The sequence below is a fragment of the Sphingomonas panaciterrae genome, from assembly GCF_036890205.1.
GTDB classification, from domain to species: domain Bacteria; phylum Pseudomonadota; class Alphaproteobacteria; order Sphingomonadales; family Sphingomonadaceae; genus Sphingomonas; species Sphingomonas panaciterrae.
On sequence record NZ_JAKNQR010000002.1, the window covers coordinates 189,426 to 205,436 of the forward strand.

The window sequence follows — 16,011 nt, forward strand, 5'->3', positions numbered from 1 at the left end:
CGCGATCTGTGTTCCGAAAACATAAGAAAGGAGACGTGTCCGTGCCCACGACCTTCAGAAAAACCACCATCGCAGCCGCTCTGGCGATCTCCGTTGGGGGACTCGCAGGATGCGCGACCACGCCAACGCCGTATCAACCGATGGGCTCCGGTAAGGTCAGCGGCGGCTATTCCGACACGCAACTTGCGCCTGATCGTTACCGCGTCACGTTCGTCGGCAATGATTACACCTCGCGCAAGACGGTGGACGATTACCTACTCTATCGGGCGGCGCAGCTGACCGCGCAGAATGGCTATCAGAGCTTCAAGATCCTCACCAACGTCAATGAAAGCGACGTCGAGACGCAATTGACGCCTGATCCGCTGTTCACCGGGCCCTATGGCTGGTGGCGCCCGGCATGGCGGTATTACGGACCGGCCGGATGGCGCAGCTGGAATCCGTGGACGGGCGATCCGTTCTGGGCAGATACCGTCGATGTCAGCACCGTCACCAAATACGAGGCGCAGGCCGATATCCTGATGCAGCGTGGGCCAGCGACGGGCAAGGGAAGCTTCAACGCCAACCAGGTGCTCACGGCCTTGGGACCGACGATCCAGCTTCCGAAGTCATAACGGTTCAATCGTAACAAGGCGGTCGCGCTGTCGGTGTTTCCCTGGCGGAAACTCCGGCGCCGCGGCCGCCCTTTTTTTTTCACCGCCGCTCGGTACGGATGCTGCCGGACGCTCAGAAGCCTTGATCACTGCCGCAGTGAATGATCCGGGTGCGTTTCTGCCGAAGTAGATTGTAGCCGCTCATCTCCCGATCAGCGCCAGCGCCGTTCAGCGGGCGTTCCGAAAGCCACCCCCAATCGCGATGCGCTTCAAGGTTGGGAGTGACGGATGACCCATTTCACGCGGCGCGCATTGCTGATCGGCGCGGGGATCGCGCTACCGGGGCTGATGGTGGCAGGCTGTGCCACGACAGCCATGTCGGGCGACATGACGGAGGCGTTGCGACGGCTGCTGACAATTTCGAGCGAGCGTGCGCTGACCCGTCTTGTATCGGACACTGGCTTTCTCAACGATCCTGCGGCCCGGCTAACGCTTCCGGGCGTGGAAGGCGATCGATCCGGCGCTGTGTTGGGCGCCCTGCTACGCTCGGCACCGGTGCAGCGTGAACTCACACTCGCGATCAATCGCATTGCCGCGGATGCGGCCGACCGTGCGGCCCCGATGATCTTGGACTCGATCCGGTCCCTCACCTTCAGTGACGCGCTCGGCATTGTTCGCGGCGGGCCAACCGCAGCAACGGGTTATCTTCAACAAGCCATCGGCGATCGGATCCTCGATGCCATGCTGCCAGAGGTAGGCCGCGGATTTCGTCAGTTCGACAGCCAGTCTGTTCTCGGTCCCGTCATCCGCGCTGCGACCGGAATCAGCGTCAGCGCTATTCAGAGGACGATCACGACCCAGGTAGCACAGACGATCTGGCGGGCGATCGGCAATGAGGAAGCCGCCATTCGCAACGATCCTGCACGCGCGGGCGACCGGCTCGTTGCCGCGATGCTGACGAGCGGGCGTCTGATGGGCGCAAGCCAAGCGCAGCGGATCGCTGATAGCGGCTGATCGAGCTCACTGGCGAACGTCCCTGCCTCACGAGGCTGAACGGCGGCTGGCACTCATCTTGCTTTTGGGAGAAATCTGGTGAATAGTCGCATATCGGCTCTACGGCTCTAATCAGAGCGCGCCGCTAGTGAGCGCCGCATCCACCCGAACTCCCTCGCAGATGCGGCGCTCATGTAGATGCAGGTGTGAAATGATCCGCTTGCGTCATGCTCCATCCTCAGCGACATGCGCGAGACGGACCGGCAATCGCTGGGTCCCAGGCTTCCAGCCGGGCGCCTCGTCCCGTCAATCCTTTTGTCCGTCAGGGGCGAGGCGCTTGGGATTGTGACTGTTACGCTAATCCTGCCGTGCCGGTCTGCCGAAGCCTGACGTCCGACTTGTACCCGATCAGCCAAATTGATCGGGTTACGACATACGTGCTTGCGTAATTAGCAAGGTCAGGGCAACTTCCCCGCATAATAATTGCCGGCTCGCCGGAATATGAGGGGATGGTTGATGGAATATGCGAACGTCATTCTACTTGGCGCCGCTGGCGTTGGTGCCGTTACGGTGATGAGCGGCATGTTGCTGTTGGCGCGTCGCCCCCGATAATCCGGAATGCGGCCCGCGCCTGATGCCGAGTGTGGACGTACCTGGTCGCACTTGCATCCACCGCGGGCTGACCTAAACTGACCTAGTTCCTTCAGGTGGCGGCTTACTGACTGCGTCGCATGTCTTGTCGATTTGCGTACGAACTCAACCAGTGGCTCCGCTTTCCGCGACGGTTGAAGGGACGGCGGCGTACACGCCTGTGATGCCTGACTTCGCAAGTGCAGCCGCGTGCTCCGCCGTGATCGGCACGGCAAACAGATAGCCCTGGAGGTGGCTGGCCCCCGCGGCGCGCAGCATCGCCACTTGCCCATCGGTCTCGACGCCTTCCGCAATGACGCCAAGCCCTAGCGCCTGCCCGAGATGGATGATCGAGTGGACGATGGCGACCGACTCTCGCTCGCGCATCATCCCATCGATGAAGCTGCGATCGATCTTCAGGCTGTCGAGCGCGAACTTGCGGATGTTGTACAGGCTGGAATAGCCGGTGCCGAAATCATCGAGCGCGATGCGAAACCCCATCTGACGCAGCCGGTACATGGTGTCGGCGGCACGCTCCGCATCGTCGAAGATGGCGGTTTCGGTGATCTCGATCTGAAGGCGCGACGGCGCGACATTGGCTCGCTGCACCTGCTCCATGACATAGCCGACGAAATTGTGCCGCCGAAACTGACGTGGCGAGAAATTGACCGAGACATATTGCCCCGGCCAGTCCTTCAGCACAGCGAGCGACCTGGCGAGCACCCAGTCCCCCAATTCGTGAATCAGGTTCGATTCCTCGGCGATCGGAATGAAGGCGGCCGGGCTGATCGGCCCAACCGCAACCGCATGCCAGCGCAACAAGGCTTCGAACCCGACGACCTCGAACGTGTCGGTCGCCACGATCGGCTGGAACAACATGCTCAATTCGTCGCGCGCGATCGCCTGACTGAGGTTGCTCTCGATCTGGCGGCGCAGCCGGATCCCTTCATCAAGGCTTTCGTCAAACAGCCGCGCCGCATTGCGCCCGCTTCGTTTCGCCTCGTTGAGCGCAAGATCCGCCCTGCGCATCAGGTCAACAGGGTCGCGCACACCCGTTTCATGCGACACCATGACGCCGGCCGAAACGGAGCCGTGCACCGGATCGCCCATCACCCTCAATGAAACATCGCACGCCGCGACGATCCGCTCGCAAGCCATCAGCGCGGCTTCCGGGGCGACAGTGTCGAACAGCAGGCCGAATTCATCCCCGCCCAGCCGCGCAACCAGTGCGTTCTGCGGAACGGCCTGCTGAAGAATGGCGCACACGGCTCGGATCATCTCGTCGCCCGCCAGGTGCCCCAGCGTGTCGTTGACCAGCTTGAAACGATCCAGGTCGACCATGGCGACCGCGAACGGGCCGGGTCGGCGCACCCGCTCGTTCAGGGCATGTTGAAACGCCAGCCGGTTGGGCGCGTCGGTCAGCGCATCATGGCTGGCGACATGGATCGCGCGCTGCTCATTGGCCGCCAGCGCGGCTGCCTGCTGCTCAAGAAGCGCAATGTGCCGCGCGAGATCGGCCCGCACGTCGGCAAGCTCGCGATCGACGTCCCAGCGCTTGCCGAGCGCGATCGCGGTCTGCACCACCTCCGCAGCTTCAAAGGGCTTCGCCAGATAGAACAGCTTGTCGGGAGGCCCCGCCACTTCGATGATTTCCGCCGGGGATACGTCCGAATAGCCGGTGACAATGACCAGATGGATGTCGGGATCGATCGTCCGTATGCGGCGGGCCGTCTCCTTCCCGTCAATGCCTGGTGGCATCCGAACGTCGATGAAGGCGACCGGATAGGGCCGGCCTTCGCCCAGGGCTGCCTCGACGGCCTGAACGGCATCAAGCCCCCGATCGTGGAACGTGCAATCAAACGCCGGGATGGGCCATTTTCCCGTGCGCGATCCGCGGAAGGCCTCAGCGGGCGCGCCGGTCGTGCCGCCATCAGTTTCGAAGCTGCGGCGATAGATCTCCTGCACGGAGGGATCATCATCGACGATCAGCAGGCGCATCGATGTTGAACCGGTCATCACGCGACTGACCTCCCGCCCCTAACAACACATTGCATTAATGAGTTAATGAGCAGCGAACACAGCGTCTCTTAAGGGATAATCCGTTTTGGTGGCGCCAGTCGTATCTCTCTCCGTCAGATCACAGCCGATGCATTCGGACAGACCACGATCACAATGCGGAAAGATACGATGTAACTAGGTCCGGGCGAGGGCCTGCTCGCCCAGCACGATGGCGCCCAGCGGACCCGCATTGTTGCCGAGCGACGGCGGGACGACAAAGGTGTCGACATCCTCCACTTCCGGGAGGGCGACGTAGCCACCGAGTGAATGGCACAACGCCGCGCGGATCTGCGGAAAGAGGAACTGATTGCCGATCATGACCCCGCCGCCCAGCACGATCCTGCGCGGGACGCCCGTGAGCGTGATGGTGTGCAGCAATTGCGCCAATGCATGCGTCACAGTGGCCCAGACCGGATGATCCGGCGGCACATCCGCCCCCACCGTCCCCGTCCGCGCGGCAATCGCCGGGCCTGACACCAGCCCCTCCACACAGGCGCCGTGATACGGGCAGCTCCCCGTCCATTCGTCCCCTGCCATGCGCACCGGACGAACATGGCCGAGTTCCCCATGCGTCAGCCCATCCACCGGGCGACCATGCGCCACGAGCCCGACGCCAACGCCGGTGCCGACCGTGATATAGGCCAGGTCGCTCAGCCCCGCGGCGGCGCCCCAGCGCGCCTCGCCGAGCGCCGCACCGACGACATCCGTGTCGAAGCCGGTGGGAACGCCGTACCGACTGCCAAGGCGCCGCGCGACGTCCGTGCCGCGCCAGCCCGGTTTCGGCGTCGATGTGATGTGACCGTAATCGGCAGCACGGCGATCGATGGAGATTGGTCCGAAGCTGGCGATTCCCAAGGCCTGGAAGCCGCGCCAACTGTCGATCACCCCCTCGATCGCGGCGAGTGTCTCCTCCGGCTTTCTCGTCGGCAGTTCGACACGCTCCAGGATTGCATCGGGGCCCTTCGCGAGGATCAGCACGCATTTCGTGCCGCCCAGCTCAACGCCGGCAATCAGGGGCGCGTCATCCACCTCAGGTCTCCAGCGCTGCCGTATCGATCCGCCGCAGCATGGCCACGAACCGGTCCAACTCGGCACGCGTAAACCGAGCGAATATCTTGCTCTCGAGTTCCAGCGCCTTGGGCGCGACGCTGGCGTAAAGATCGCGCCCTTCATCCGTCAGCGACAGGTGATGCGACCTCTTGTCTCCCGGATTGGGCGCGCGCGCGAGAAGTCCGCGCTCGACCAGCGCGATCGCCGCGCGGCTGACCGTCACCTTGTCCATTCGGGTGCGCTCGCCAATTTCCGCCTGGGTGATCGCTTCCACCTCGGCGATCACGGCCACCAGCCGCCATTCGGGAATGGTGAGGCCGAACAGCGATTCATAGGCCTTGGCGATGCGGTCACTCACCAGGTTGGAGGTGATCGACAGCCGATAGGGGAGGAACCGGTCAAGCACGAGCTGGTTGGTCATGAAGCAACCGGTAGCATTTGACACGGATCGCTCAAGCCGCGATCATAGTCACAAATGTTACCAATTGAGGATGCGCCAATGTCTGCCGGCAACCCACTCGGCCTCAACGGCTTTGAATTCGTGGAATTTACCTCGCCCGATCCCGAAGCGATGGCGAAGCAGTTCGAGCAGCTGGGCTTCGTGCCGACGCACCGTCACCCGACGAAAAACATCACGCGTTACAAGCAGGGCCGCATCAACCTGATGCTGAACCGCGACGAGGCGGGCCGGGTGAAGCAGTTCCGCAACGAACATGGCGCCTCTGCCAGCGCGATGGCGTTCCGCGTTGCCGATCCGAAGAAGGCGCTGGAATGGGCGCTCGCCAACGGCGGCAAGCCGACCGAGGAAGACGATACCGTCATCATGGGGATCGGCGGATCGTACCTCTATTTCATTCAGGACGGCATCGACCTGTATGAAAATTGGGCCGAGTTCGACGGCTGGCGCGAGGCGGAGGCGAAGAACAACGTCGGGCTCGACCTGCTCGATCACCTCACCCACAATGTCCGCCGCGGCCAGATGCAGGTGTGGAGCCAGTTCTACCGCACGCTCTTCAACTTCGAGGAGCAGAAGTATTTCGACATCAAGGGCAAGGCGACCGGCCTGTTCAGCCAGGCGATGATCGCGCCCGACAAGGCGATCCGCATCCCGCTGAACGAAAGTCAGGACGACAATTCGCAGATCGAGGAGTTCATCCGCGAATATCAGGGGGAAGGCATCCAGCACCTCGCACTGACCACCGACGACATTTACGACACCGTCGAGCGGCTGCGCGCCCGCGGCGTCAAGCTGCAGGACACGATCGAGACCTATTACGAGCTGGTCGACAAGCGCGTGCCCGGCCACGGCGAGGATCTCGAGCGGCTCCGCAAGAACCGCATCCTGATCGACGGGTCGGTCGAGAATGACGAGGGCATCCTGCTCCAGATCTTCACCGAGAACATGTTCGGCCCCATCTTCTTCGAGATCATCCAGCGCAAGGGCAACGAAGGCTTCGGCAACGGCAACTTCCAGGCGCTGTTCGAAAGCATTGAGCTGGACCAGATCCGTCGGGGCGTCATTAAGGTCGATGCCTGACCGATGATCGAGGCGTCTGCCTCGATCGAGGTGCGGCGCTCCGGCGCCGCCATCGACCGGTCAGCGCAGCAAAGCCGGCGCACAAGGCGCGGCTTTGCCGCGTCTGACGCGCCGGCGAGCCACTCGCGCCACTCCTGACTACCCAAAACAAAACCCGCCCGAGGTGAGGATGCCCAACGACACTGCCACCCCCGCGGACAGCACGGCCTACACCCCCGGCTTCGGCAATCATGTCGCGACCGAAGCGGTGCCCGGCGCCCTCCCCATCGGCCGCAACTCGCCGCAGAAGCCGCCCTTCGGCCTCTATGCCGAGCAGCTCTCCGGCACCGCCTTCACCGCGCCGCGCCACGAGAACCGCCGCTCGTGGCTCTATCGCCTGCGCCCCTCGGCCGAGCACCCGCCGTTCACCCGCTACGAAAGCGCCGTGCGGTTCGCGCCGGGCACGGTCAAGGAACCGCTCGCCCCCAATCGCCTTCGCTGGGATCCCGTAGGCGGTGACACTGGCGTCGATCTGATCGACGGCATGACGACGATGCTCGCCAATCGTGATCCCGCCGACCTCGAAGGCGTCGCGATCCACCTCTACGCCGCCGATCGCGACATGGAGAACCGCGTCTTCGTCGACGCGGACGGCGAATTGCTGTTCGTGCCGCAGGAAGGCCGGCTGGCGCTGCTGACGGAGCTTGGCCGGATCGACATCGCGCCTGGGCAGATCGCGCTGGTTCCCCGCGGCGTCCGCTTCCGCGCGCTGCTGCCGGACGGCTCAGCCCGCGGTTATGCGCTGGAAAATCACGGCGCGATGTTCCGCCTGCCCGATCTCGGGCCGATCGGCGCCAATGGCCTCGCCAACCCGCGCGATTTCGAGACGCCGAACGCCTGGTTCGAGGATCGCGACGAGCGTTTCGAGGTGATCCAGAAGTATCTCGGCAACCTGTGGCATACCGAGCTTCATCACTCCCCGCTCGATGTGGTCGCCTGGCATGGCAATCTCGCGCCGTGGCGCTACGATCTGGCGCATTTCAACACCATCAACACCGTCAGCTTCGACCATCCCGATCCGTCGATCTTCACCGTGCTGACCTCGCCCAGCGACGTGCCCGGCCGCGCCAATGCCGATTTCGTGATCTTCCCGCCGCGCTGGATGGTGGCGGAGGACACGTTCCGCCCACCCTGGTTCCACCGCAACATCATGTCCGAGGCCATGGGCCTCATCACCGGCGCCTATGACGCCAAGGCGGAGGGCTTTCGCCCCGGCGGCCTCTCGCTCCACAATCTGCTGAGCGGCCATGGGCCGGACAAGGCGACGTGGGATGCCGCATCCAACGCCGATCTGAAGCCGCACAAGATCGGCGGCACCATGGCCTTCATGCTGGAAAGCTGCTGGCCCTATCGCCCAACCGCCTTCGCGCTCGAGCACGCCCAGCCTGATTACGACGCCTGCTGGGCCGATTTCCCCAAGGCGAAGCTCCCCTGACCGAGCGTCTTACCGCCACGCCGGCCGGCATCGCGCTCGGCCCGCTCGATCAGATCGCGGACGGCGCCGCGCGCAGCTTCGTCATCGAAATGCGCGCCGGCCGCTTCCACGGTTTCGCCGTCCGCCGCGGCGACCAGGTGTTCGGCTATGTCGATCGCTGTCCGCACATGGGCCTGCCGCTCGCACAGAAGCTCGACGATTATGTCGCTGCGGATCGCATCGCATGCAGCTGGCACGGCGCGCTGTTCGATATCGAGAGCGGCGCGTGCGCCGGTGGCCCCTGCCCCGGCACCACCTTGACGCGGTGGCCCCTTACGGTGGAGGCTGGCACGATAATTACAGGGTGAGGGAGAGGCCATGAAGGCGCGCGCGAACGGCATGGAGCTGGAATATGAATCGTTCGGCAACCCCGCCGATCCCACTATCCTCCTCATCATGGGCCTGGGCGCACAGCTGACGCTCTGGCCGCTCCCGTTCGTTGAGGCGCTGGTCGAACGCGGCTTTCACGTCGTCCGCTATGACAATCGCGACGTCGGCCTGTCGACCAAGCTCGATCACGCCCGCCCGCCCCGCATCGGCATGTTGGTACTCCAGCGCCTGCTACGCCTGCGCCCGCGTGTACCGTATACGATCGGCGACATGGCAGCCGACGCCGCCGGCCTGCTGGACGCGCTGGGGATCGAAAAGGCGCATATTGTCGGCGCCTCGATGGGCGGGATGATCGCGCAGGTCTTCGCTGCCACCTATCCCGATCGCACGCAGTCGCTCACCTCGATCATGTCCACCACCGGCAATCCCCGGCTGTCGCGCGCCTCGCGCGAAGCGATGGATGTGCTCGTCAACCGCCCCAAAACGGACGATTTCGAGGCGCTCGTCGCCCATGGCGTCCGCGCGTCCAAGGTGCTTGCCGGCCCCGCCTTTCCGGTGGAGCCCGAGGTGCTGGAAGCGCGCGTACGCGAAACGATCCAGCGTTCGAACTATCCCGATGGCTTCGCGCGGCAAGTGGCCGCGATCGTCGCCGACGGCGATCGGCGCGAGCGGCTGAAGACGATCAAGGCGCCCGCGGTCGTCATCCACGGCACCGACGACACGCTGGTGCCGATCGACGGCGGCCGCGATACCGCCGCCAGCATCCCGGGCGCGCGGCTGGTGGAGGTTCGCGGCATGGGCCACAACGTGCCCGTTGAGGTCATCCCCGAGATCGTCGACGCGATCGAAAGCGTCGCGCCGTGAGCGGCCGCACGCTCCGCATCGATTTCGTCTCCGACGTCGTCTGTCCCTGGTGCCTGATCGGCCTCGCCAACCTCGAACGCGCGCTCGCCAACCTTGGCGACGAGGTGCCGGTCGACCTCGTCTTCCATCCGCTCCAGCTCAACCCCGGCCTGCCGCCAGAGGGCGAGCTCGCCGCCGACAATATCGCCCGCAAATATGGCATCACGCCCGATCAGGCGCGCAGCCGCGGCGGCGGCATGCGGGCGGCGGCAGACGCTGCGGGCGTATCGATCGCCGCCCGCCCGGACCGGCTCTACGACACGTTCGACGCCCATCGCCTGCTTCATTGGGCGGGGCGCGAGGGCCGGCAATTGGCGCTCAAACATGCGCTCCTGCGTGCATATTTCGACCAGGGACGTGCAATTTCCGACCATCAGGTGCTGGCCGATGCCGCTGCTGGTGCAGGATTGGACAGGGAAGCGGCGCTCCAGATCCTCGCCCGCGGCGATTTCGCCGCCGCAGTGAACGACGACGAGATCGAGTGGCGGTCCGAAGGGATCGCTTCCGTCCCCACCATGGTGATCGACCGCGAGTTCGTCATCAACGGCGCTCAGGAACCGGATCGCCTCGAACGCGCGCTGCGCAAACTCGCGGCTCGCTAGCCCAGTGTTCGGTCGATCATCGCAGGGACGCGGGCGTCAGAACGGCGCCGCCCCGGCCTTCTGCGCCTCTTTCGCTCGCGCGAATCCATCCCGCGCCTTCAGCCGCTCCCAATAAGCGGCGACTTGCGGCGGAAAGCCATTGTCGATCTTCAGGCTCTTGGCGAGGAGCAGTGCGTAACCCACGGAAATGTCGGCCGCCGTGAAGCGTCCGCCGACCAGGAACTCACGATCGCCCAGCACCCGCTCCACATGCCGCAGCCGCGAGTGGAACCACTGCGCATAATCGTCCGCCGCCTGCGGCAGGCGCCGCTCCGGCGGCTCCAGCATGCGATACCGCAGCACCAACGTCTGCGGGAAGGTCAGCGTCGCCTCACCGAAATGCAGCCAGTTGAGCCACGCGCCATAATCGGGCGAGTCAGGCGCTATCACCAGGTCGTTAGGCCCTGCGCGCGTCGCGATATACTGAACGATCGCCGCCGATTCCGTCATCCACGTCTCGCCATCCACCAGCAGCGGGATGGTGCCGAGCGGATTGACGTCGAGGTACGAGGGCTCGCGCACCCGCGGTGGAAACGGCAGCAGGTGGAGCTTATAGTCGAGCCCCAGTTCCTCCAGCGCCCACAGCGCCCGAAAGGATCGCGCATCCGCGCAGTGATACAGTTCGATCATCGTGTCCCCCAAATCACCAGGTATCGATATAGCGGCCAGACCGGCGCGCCGGCGTCGAGGCGAGCCCGCGCAGCAGCCAGGCCCGCGTGTCCGCCGGGTCGATCACCGCGTCGATCTCAAGGAACTGAGCCACTGACACAGCTTTGCCGCGCTCGTATGAATGCGCGACAAGTTCTTGATATCGCGCCTCTCGTGCCTCGGCATCCTGGATTGCCTCAAGCTCCTTCCGGTAGCCGAGTCGAACCGCCCCTTCGAGCCCCATGCCCCCGAACTCACCGGTCGGCCACGCGACGGTGAACGGCCCGGCATGGAGCGATCCGCCCGCCATCCCCTGCGCGCCAAGCCCGTATGCCTTGCGCACCACGACCGTGAAGATCGGGACAGACAGCGCCGCCCCGACCACGAACATGCGCGAGGCACGGCGGATCGGCGCGGTCTTCTCCGCGTCCGGCCCGACCATGAAGCCAGGCGTGTCGCACAGCGAGACGATCGGCACGCCGAACGCGTCGCACAGCTGAAAGAAGCGCGCCGCCTTGTCCGCACCTTCCGCGTCAATTGCGCCCGACAAGTAGCGGCAATTATTGGCAATCACGCCCACGGCACGGCCGTCCAGCCGCGCCAGCCCGGTGATCATCCCCTTCGCCCAGCCACCGCGCAGCTCGATGAAGGAACCAGTGTCGAACAGCCCGTCGATCGCGCGGCGGATGTCGAACACGCGCAGCCGATTCTCTGGCACCACGTGCCGCAACAGCCGCTGGTCCGGCGCATCTCCGCCCGCCACCCGCCCCTGGAAAAACGACAGCAGCCGCCGCGCGAGATCGGTCGCCTCCGCCTCATCCTCTGCCAGCACGTCGATCGCACCGCTGTTCCAATGCACCTCGACCGGCCCGACTTCCTTGGGCGAATAGACGCCGAGCCCACCGCCCTCGATCATTGCCGGGCCACCGACGCCGATATGCGCGTCGCGCGTGGCGATCGTGATGTCGCAGGTGCCGAACAGCACGGCATTGCCCGCAAAGGAATAGCCCGACGTGATGCCGATCCTCGGCGCAACACCGGACAGCGCGGCAAAGCGGCTGAACGTCGGCACGTCGAGCCCCGTCGCGCCGACCGAATCGACGTCCCCCGGCCGTCCCCCGCCGCCCTCGGTATAGAAGACGATCGGCAGCTTCAGCTCGCCCGCAATACCGAGCAGCCGATCGGTCTTGCGGTGGTTCATATGGCCCTGCGTGCCCGCCAGCACGGAATAGTCATAGGCGAGGCCAAGGCATTTGGCGGCTTCCTCCCCATGATCCGCGGCGTTCACCGTGCCGATTCCGCCGATCAGGCCGTCACCGGGCGTGTTGCGCATCAGATCATCGAGGCTCCGCCGCCGCCGCTGCGCGGCGATGGTCAGCGCGCCATATTCGATGAAGCTGCCGGCATCAAACAGGTCGTCGATATTCTCGCGCGCCGTGCGCTGGTTGGTCCGCCGCCGCCGCTCCACGGCCGCCGGACGATTGACGTCGAGCCCCAGCGCATGGCGTGCGCGCACCTCGGCAAGATCGCCGCGGATCAGGTCCAGGTCGAGCGCCGCGGCTTCGGCCGCCACATCCTCGTCACCGCCGGCTGGTTCGATCGAAACGAACACCGCGCCCTCGTCGATCACCCGCCCGGGCTCGGCCACGACCGCGCGCACGACGCCCCCGTGCGTCGCGATCACGGCATGCTGCATCTTCAGCGCCTCGATCGTCCCCACTTCGGCACCGCGCATCACCCGGTCCCCCGGCTGCACCCCGACCGCCACCACCACGCCAGCCAGCGGCGCGACGACCGCCTGCGCGTCGAGCAGCGCGGCGGGTGCCGCAGCCACGGCAAAATCGCCGACGTTGCGATCGAACCAGCCGGTGTCGACCTCGCCCGCCGCCACCTCGGCGCGCGCGAGCAGCGCCGCATGGAGCGGCAAGTTCGTCGCGACACCCTCGATCTCGAACTCCGCCACCGCGCGCCGTGCCCGCGCCAGCGCCGATTCCCAGTCCGGCGCATGGACGATCAGCTTGGCGAGCAGCGAATCGAACCGTGGGTTGGCCGCCATGCCCGCCTTCAACGCGCCGTCGATGCGGATGCCCGGCCCGCCCGGTGCCTCGACGTTGCTGATCGTGCCGCCGGACGCGCGCGGCATGCCGTCGCCGCCGATCGTCTCGGCATTGACGCGCAGCTGGATCGCAACGCCGCGCGTGTCCGGCCGCTCGGCCGGAACGCTGCTCCCTTCTGCGAGGCGCAGCTGCAGCGCCACCAGATCCAGCCCGGTCACCTCCTCGGTCACCGTATGCTCCACCTGCAGCCGCGGGTTCACCTCAAGGAAGGCGAACGCCTCCGTATCGTCGGGGATGCGCTCCTTGTCGACCAGGAACTCCGCCGTGGCCAGCCCGATATAGCCAGTGTCTTCCAGCAGGCGTTCCGCGGCCCGCTCGATCCGCGCGGCAAGCGCCGGGTCGAGCGTTTGCGCCGGCGCAATCTCGATCAGCTTCTGGTGCCGCCGCTGCACCGTGCAATCCCGGGTACCGAGCGCGATCACCCGGCCGGCAGCATCGGCCGCAAGCTGCACCTCGATATGTCGCGCCGCAGGGATATAGCGTTCGACCATCACCTCGGCCGATCCGAACGCCGCCAGCGCCTCCGCGCCCGCCGCCTCGATCTGCGCCGCCAGCGTCGCCGGGTCGTGCACGACGCGGATGCCGCGGCCACCGCCGCCGGCCAGTGCCTTCACCACCACCGGTCCCCTTGCCTCGGCCCCCTCGGCCAGCACCGGCACGCCCACCGCCTGCGCATGGCGCTTGGCGACCGCCTTGTCGCCGAACAGCGCCAGCAGCCTCGCCTCCGGGCCGACGAACAACAGCCCGGCCTTGGCACAAGCCTCGGCAAAAGCCGCATTCTCGCTGAGGAAGCCGTAGCCGGGATGAACCGCATCGCAGCCTGCCTCGCGCGCCGCGGCGATCATCGCATCAAGGGAAAGATAGGCCGCCGGACCTTCGCCGCTCAGTCCGATTGCGCGGTCAGCGGCGCGCACATGCGGCGCGCTCGCGTCATCGGCGGAATGAACCGCGACCGTCTCGATACCCAAAGCGGCGGCGGTCCGCGCAATACGGATCGCGATCTCGCCGCGGTTAGCGATCAACAGGCTTTTTATCTTGCCTCTCCCTTTCAGCCTTCTTTCACGTCGTCATGCCGAAGCATCAACCTCTTTTCGCCTCCGCTGTCCTGACGTGTAAGGGGCAGCAGAAGGTCGAATCCCGCGTTCGTTGTCAGGACAGGTTGAAGGCATGAACCCCAGGCTGAAATCAATCATCGGCGGATCGACGGGCAATCTCGTCGAATGGTATGATTGGTATGCCTATGCGGCCTTCTCCCTCTATTTTGCGCCTCATTTCTTTCCGGCGGAGGATCAGACCGCGCAATTGCTGAGTGCGGCGGCGGTATTTGCGGTCGGCTTTGTCATGCGACCGATCGGGGCGTGGATCATGGGGGTCTATGCCGATCGTCGCGGCCGCAAGGCGGGGCTGACGCTGTCGGTCACCTTGATGTGCGCCGGATCGCTGCTGATCGCCATCACGCCCGGCTATGAGACGATCGGCGTCTTGGCGCCCGGCCTGCTGGTGCTCGCGCGGTTGATGCAGGGGCTGTCGGTTGGCGGCGAATATGGCGCCAGCGCGACCTATTTGTCGGAGATGGCAGGGCGTGACCGGCGCGGTTTTTACTCCAGTTTTCAATATGTCACACTGATCGCCGGGCAGCTCACGGCACTCATGGTGCTGCTGGTCCTGCAGGTCACAATGGATGAAAGCACCCTGGATTCCTGGGGCTGGCGGATCCCCTTTGCGATTGGCGGGGTGCTCGCGATCGTCGTGTTCCGCATCCGTCGCGGGCTCGTCGAAACGGAAAGCTTCAAGAACAGCAGCGGCCCCAAGTCGGGGTTCTGGACGCTGGTGACTCACCACCCGCGGGAGACCGCGACGGTGATGCTGCTGACGGCGGGGGGCACGCTCGCCTTCTACGCATATTCGGTCTACATGCAGAAATTCCTGGTCAATACCAGTGGCTTCGACAGGGAAGTTGCGAGCCGGATCAATGCCGCAACCCTGTTCTTCTTCATGTGTTTGCAGCCGGTTGCTGGCGGCTTGAGCGACCGGATCGGGCGAAAGCCGCTGATGATCGCGTTCGGCATTGCGGGGTGCCTGTTCACGTATCCGATCTTCGTCGCGCTGGAGAGCGTGCGCAGCCCGTTCGCCGCTGCTGGGCTCGTGATGGCGGCGCTGGTGATCGTGACCGGTTATACGTCGATCAATGCGGTGGTGAAGGCGGAGCTTTTCCCCGCGAACATTCGCGCGCTGGGCGTGGCGCTGCCCTATGCGCTGGCCAATACGCTGTTCGGTGGCACGGCGGAATATGTCGCGCTGAAGTTCAAGGACCTCGGATGGGAGCGCGGGTTCTATTGGTATGTGACGGGAATGATTGGTGTTTCCCTGATCATCTACCTCAGGATGCGCGACACCCGTGTGACCAGCCGGATCAACGAGGACTGAGCGCAGGGACGGCGCGGGCGGCCTCCGCCGGGTCGATCCCCGGGCGGGTGCCGGCATCGATCGTTTCGTCGCCCCGCGCCACGCGCGCCGCCTTTTGGATGGCCTCCACGAGACGCGGGTAGATGCCGCAGCGGCACAGATTGGTGATGGCCCGGCGAATATCGGCCTCGGACGGATCACGCCTGGCCTTGATCAACGCCGATGCTGCCATGACCATGCCAGGGATGCAGAAGCCGCATTGCACGACATTGCCGTCGAGCATGGCGAGTTGCACCGGATCGGCGCGATCGCGCGACAGGCCCTCGATCGTGGTGACGAAGCTGCCCTCGACCTCAGCGATCGTCACCTGGCACGACCGCACGGCGCGGCCGTCGACATCGACCGTGCATGCCCCGCACGCGCCCGTGCCGCAGCCATATTTGGCGCCGGTCAGGTTGGACGCGTCGCGCAGCGCCCACAACAGCGGGGTCGCCGGATCGAGCAGATACTCGACGGCTTCATTGTTGACGGTCAGTTTCGTCATGGGCGCGTCTTAGCGCGAAAACGCTGCGCGAAAAGCGCCATCCCGTGCCGG

At 65.2% G+C, this 16,011-nt stretch carries 14 protein-coding genes; 8 read left to right on the forward strand and 6 right to left on the reverse strand.

Translation table 11 applies throughout. The annotated features are described in order from the left end of the window. The first annotated feature begins 41 nt into the window (after window positions 1-41). Both L8F96_RS07825 and L8F96_RS07830 read left to right on the forward strand, forming a co-directional pair. Window positions 42-611 carry a CC0125/CC1285 family lipoprotein gene (locus L8F96_RS07825; RefSeq protein ID WP_296219458.1) on the forward strand — a complete coding sequence of 190 codons (570 nt, stop codon included), beginning with the start codon at window positions 42-44 and terminating at the stop codon, window positions 609-611. Between the two features lie 267 nt (window positions 612-878). Next, window positions 879-1,604 carry a DUF4197 domain-containing protein gene (locus tag L8F96_RS07830; protein WP_334655710.1) on the forward strand — a complete coding sequence of 242 codons (726 nt, stop codon included), beginning with the start codon at window positions 879-881 and terminating at the stop codon, window positions 1,602-1,604. A 735-nt stretch (window positions 1,605-2,339) separates the two neighbouring features. On the opposite strand, the gene L8F96_RS07835 is transcribed toward L8F96_RS07830, so the two are convergent. The 3 genes from L8F96_RS07835 to L8F96_RS07845 all read right to left on the reverse strand — a co-directional run bounded on the left by L8F96_RS07835 (window position 2,340) and on the right by L8F96_RS07845 (window position 5,742). Then, entirely contained in the window at window positions 2,340-4,229 is a 1,890-nt protein-coding gene (locus tag L8F96_RS07835; protein WP_334655711.1) for an EAL domain-containing protein, read from the reverse strand. Between the two features lie 177 nt (window positions 4,230-4,406). Further along, entirely contained in the window at window positions 4,407-5,300 is an 894-nt protein-coding gene (locus tag L8F96_RS07840; protein ID WP_334655712.1) for an ROK family protein, read from the reverse strand. Window position 5,301: 1 nt separating this feature from the next. Next, window positions 5,302-5,742 carry a MarR family winged helix-turn-helix transcriptional regulator gene (locus L8F96_RS07845; protein ID WP_046410719.1) on the reverse strand — a complete coding sequence of 147 codons (441 nt, stop codon included), beginning with the start codon at window positions 5,740-5,742 and terminating at the stop codon, window positions 5,302-5,304. Between the two features lie 78 nt (window positions 5,743-5,820). Here L8F96_RS07845 and hppD point away from each other — a divergent pair, with 78 nt between their 5' ends. From hppD to L8F96_RS07870, 5 genes are all read left to right on the forward strand, one after another. Further along, a complete protein-coding gene (hppD, locus tag L8F96_RS07850) occupies window positions 5,821-6,858 on the forward strand; it encodes a 4-hydroxyphenylpyruvate dioxygenase (protein ID WP_125945010.1) in 1,038 nt (345 codons plus the stop codon). 169 nt (window positions 6,859-7,027) lie between these two features. After that, the gene (gene hmgA, locus L8F96_RS07855) at window positions 7,028-8,332 is read left to right on the forward strand and encodes a homogentisate 1,2-dioxygenase (RefSeq protein WP_145119205.1); all 1,305 of its coding nucleotides are present in this window, start codon (window positions 7,028-7,030) and stop codon (window positions 8,330-8,332) included. Then, window positions 8,329-8,679 (forward strand): Rieske (2Fe-2S) protein, encoded by a 351-nt coding sequence (locus L8F96_RS07860; protein ID WP_046410724.1) that lies wholly within the window; start codon window positions 8,329-8,331, stop codon window positions 8,677-8,679. Before hmgA ends, L8F96_RS07860 begins: the two co-directional genes overlap by 4 nt. Before the next feature lie 10 nt (window positions 8,680-8,689). Then, a complete protein-coding gene (locus L8F96_RS07865; RefSeq protein WP_334655713.1) occupies window positions 8,690-9,565 on the forward strand; it encodes an alpha/beta fold hydrolase in 876 nt (291 codons plus the stop codon). Beyond that, entirely contained in the window at window positions 9,562-10,206 is a 645-nt protein-coding gene (locus tag L8F96_RS07870) for a DsbA family oxidoreductase (RefSeq protein ID WP_334655714.1), read from the forward strand. Before L8F96_RS07865 ends, L8F96_RS07870 begins: the two co-directional genes overlap by 4 nt. A gap of 36 nt (window positions 10,207-10,242) precedes the next feature. Here the strand turns inward: L8F96_RS07870 and L8F96_RS07875 are convergent, their stop codons facing one another. Both L8F96_RS07875 and L8F96_RS07880 read right to left on the reverse strand, forming a co-directional pair. After that, window positions 10,243-10,875, reverse strand: a complete 633-nt coding sequence (locus L8F96_RS07875; protein ID WP_334655715.1) for a glutathione S-transferase family protein — start codon at window positions 10,873-10,875, stop codon at window positions 10,243-10,245. A gap of 13 nt (window positions 10,876-10,888) precedes the next feature. After that, window positions 10,889-14,032, reverse strand: a complete 3,144-nt coding sequence (locus L8F96_RS07880; protein ID WP_334655716.1) for an acetyl-CoA carboxylase family protein — start codon at window positions 14,030-14,032, stop codon at window positions 10,889-10,891. Between the two features lie 145 nt (window positions 14,033-14,177). Here L8F96_RS07880 and L8F96_RS07885 point away from each other — a divergent pair, with 145 nt between their 5' ends. Then, complete coding sequence (locus tag L8F96_RS07885; protein ID WP_334655717.1) at window positions 14,178-15,437, forward strand: MFS transporter; 1,260 nt, start codon at window positions 14,178-14,180, stop codon at window positions 15,435-15,437. Here L8F96_RS07885 and L8F96_RS07890 read toward each other — a convergent pair. Then, a complete protein-coding gene (locus L8F96_RS07890) occupies window positions 15,424-15,960 on the reverse strand; it encodes a (2Fe-2S)-binding protein (RefSeq protein WP_046410733.1) in 537 nt (178 codons plus the stop codon). The genes L8F96_RS07885 and L8F96_RS07890 overlap by 14 nt on opposite strands. Window positions 15,961-16,011: the final 51 nt, after the last annotated feature.

Coding starts and splice junctions, on each gene's coding strand:
- hppD (WP_125945010.1), top strand. CDS start 5,821: ATGTCTGCCGGCAACCCACTCGGCCTCAACGGCTTTGAATTCGTGGAA.
- L8F96_RS07890 (WP_046410733.1), bottom strand. CDS start 15,960: ATGACGAAACTGACCGTCAACAATGAAGCCGTCGAGTATCTGCTCGAT.
- L8F96_RS07875 (WP_334655715.1), bottom strand. CDS start 10,875: ATGATCGAACTGTATCACTGCGCGGATGCGCGATCCTTTCGGGCGCTG.
- hmgA (WP_145119205.1), top strand. CDS start 7,028: ATGCCCAACGACACTGCCACCCCCGCGGACAGCACGGCCTACACCCCC.
- L8F96_RS07835 (WP_334655711.1), bottom strand. CDS start 4,229: ATGACCGGTTCAACATCGATGCGCCTGCTGATCGTCGATGATGATCCC.
- L8F96_RS07830 (WP_334655710.1), top strand. CDS start 879: ATGACCCATTTCACGCGGCGCGCATTGCTGATCGGCGCGGGGATCGCG.
- L8F96_RS07885 (WP_334655717.1), top strand. CDS start 14,178: ATGAACCCCAGGCTGAAATCAATCATCGGCGGATCGACGGGCAATCTC.
- L8F96_RS07865 (WP_334655713.1), top strand. CDS start 8,690: ATGAAGGCGCGCGCGAACGGCATGGAGCTGGAATATGAATCGTTCGGC.
- L8F96_RS07845 (WP_046410719.1), bottom strand. CDS start 5,742: ATGACCAACCAGCTCGTGCTTGACCGGTTCCTCCCCTATCGGCTGTCG.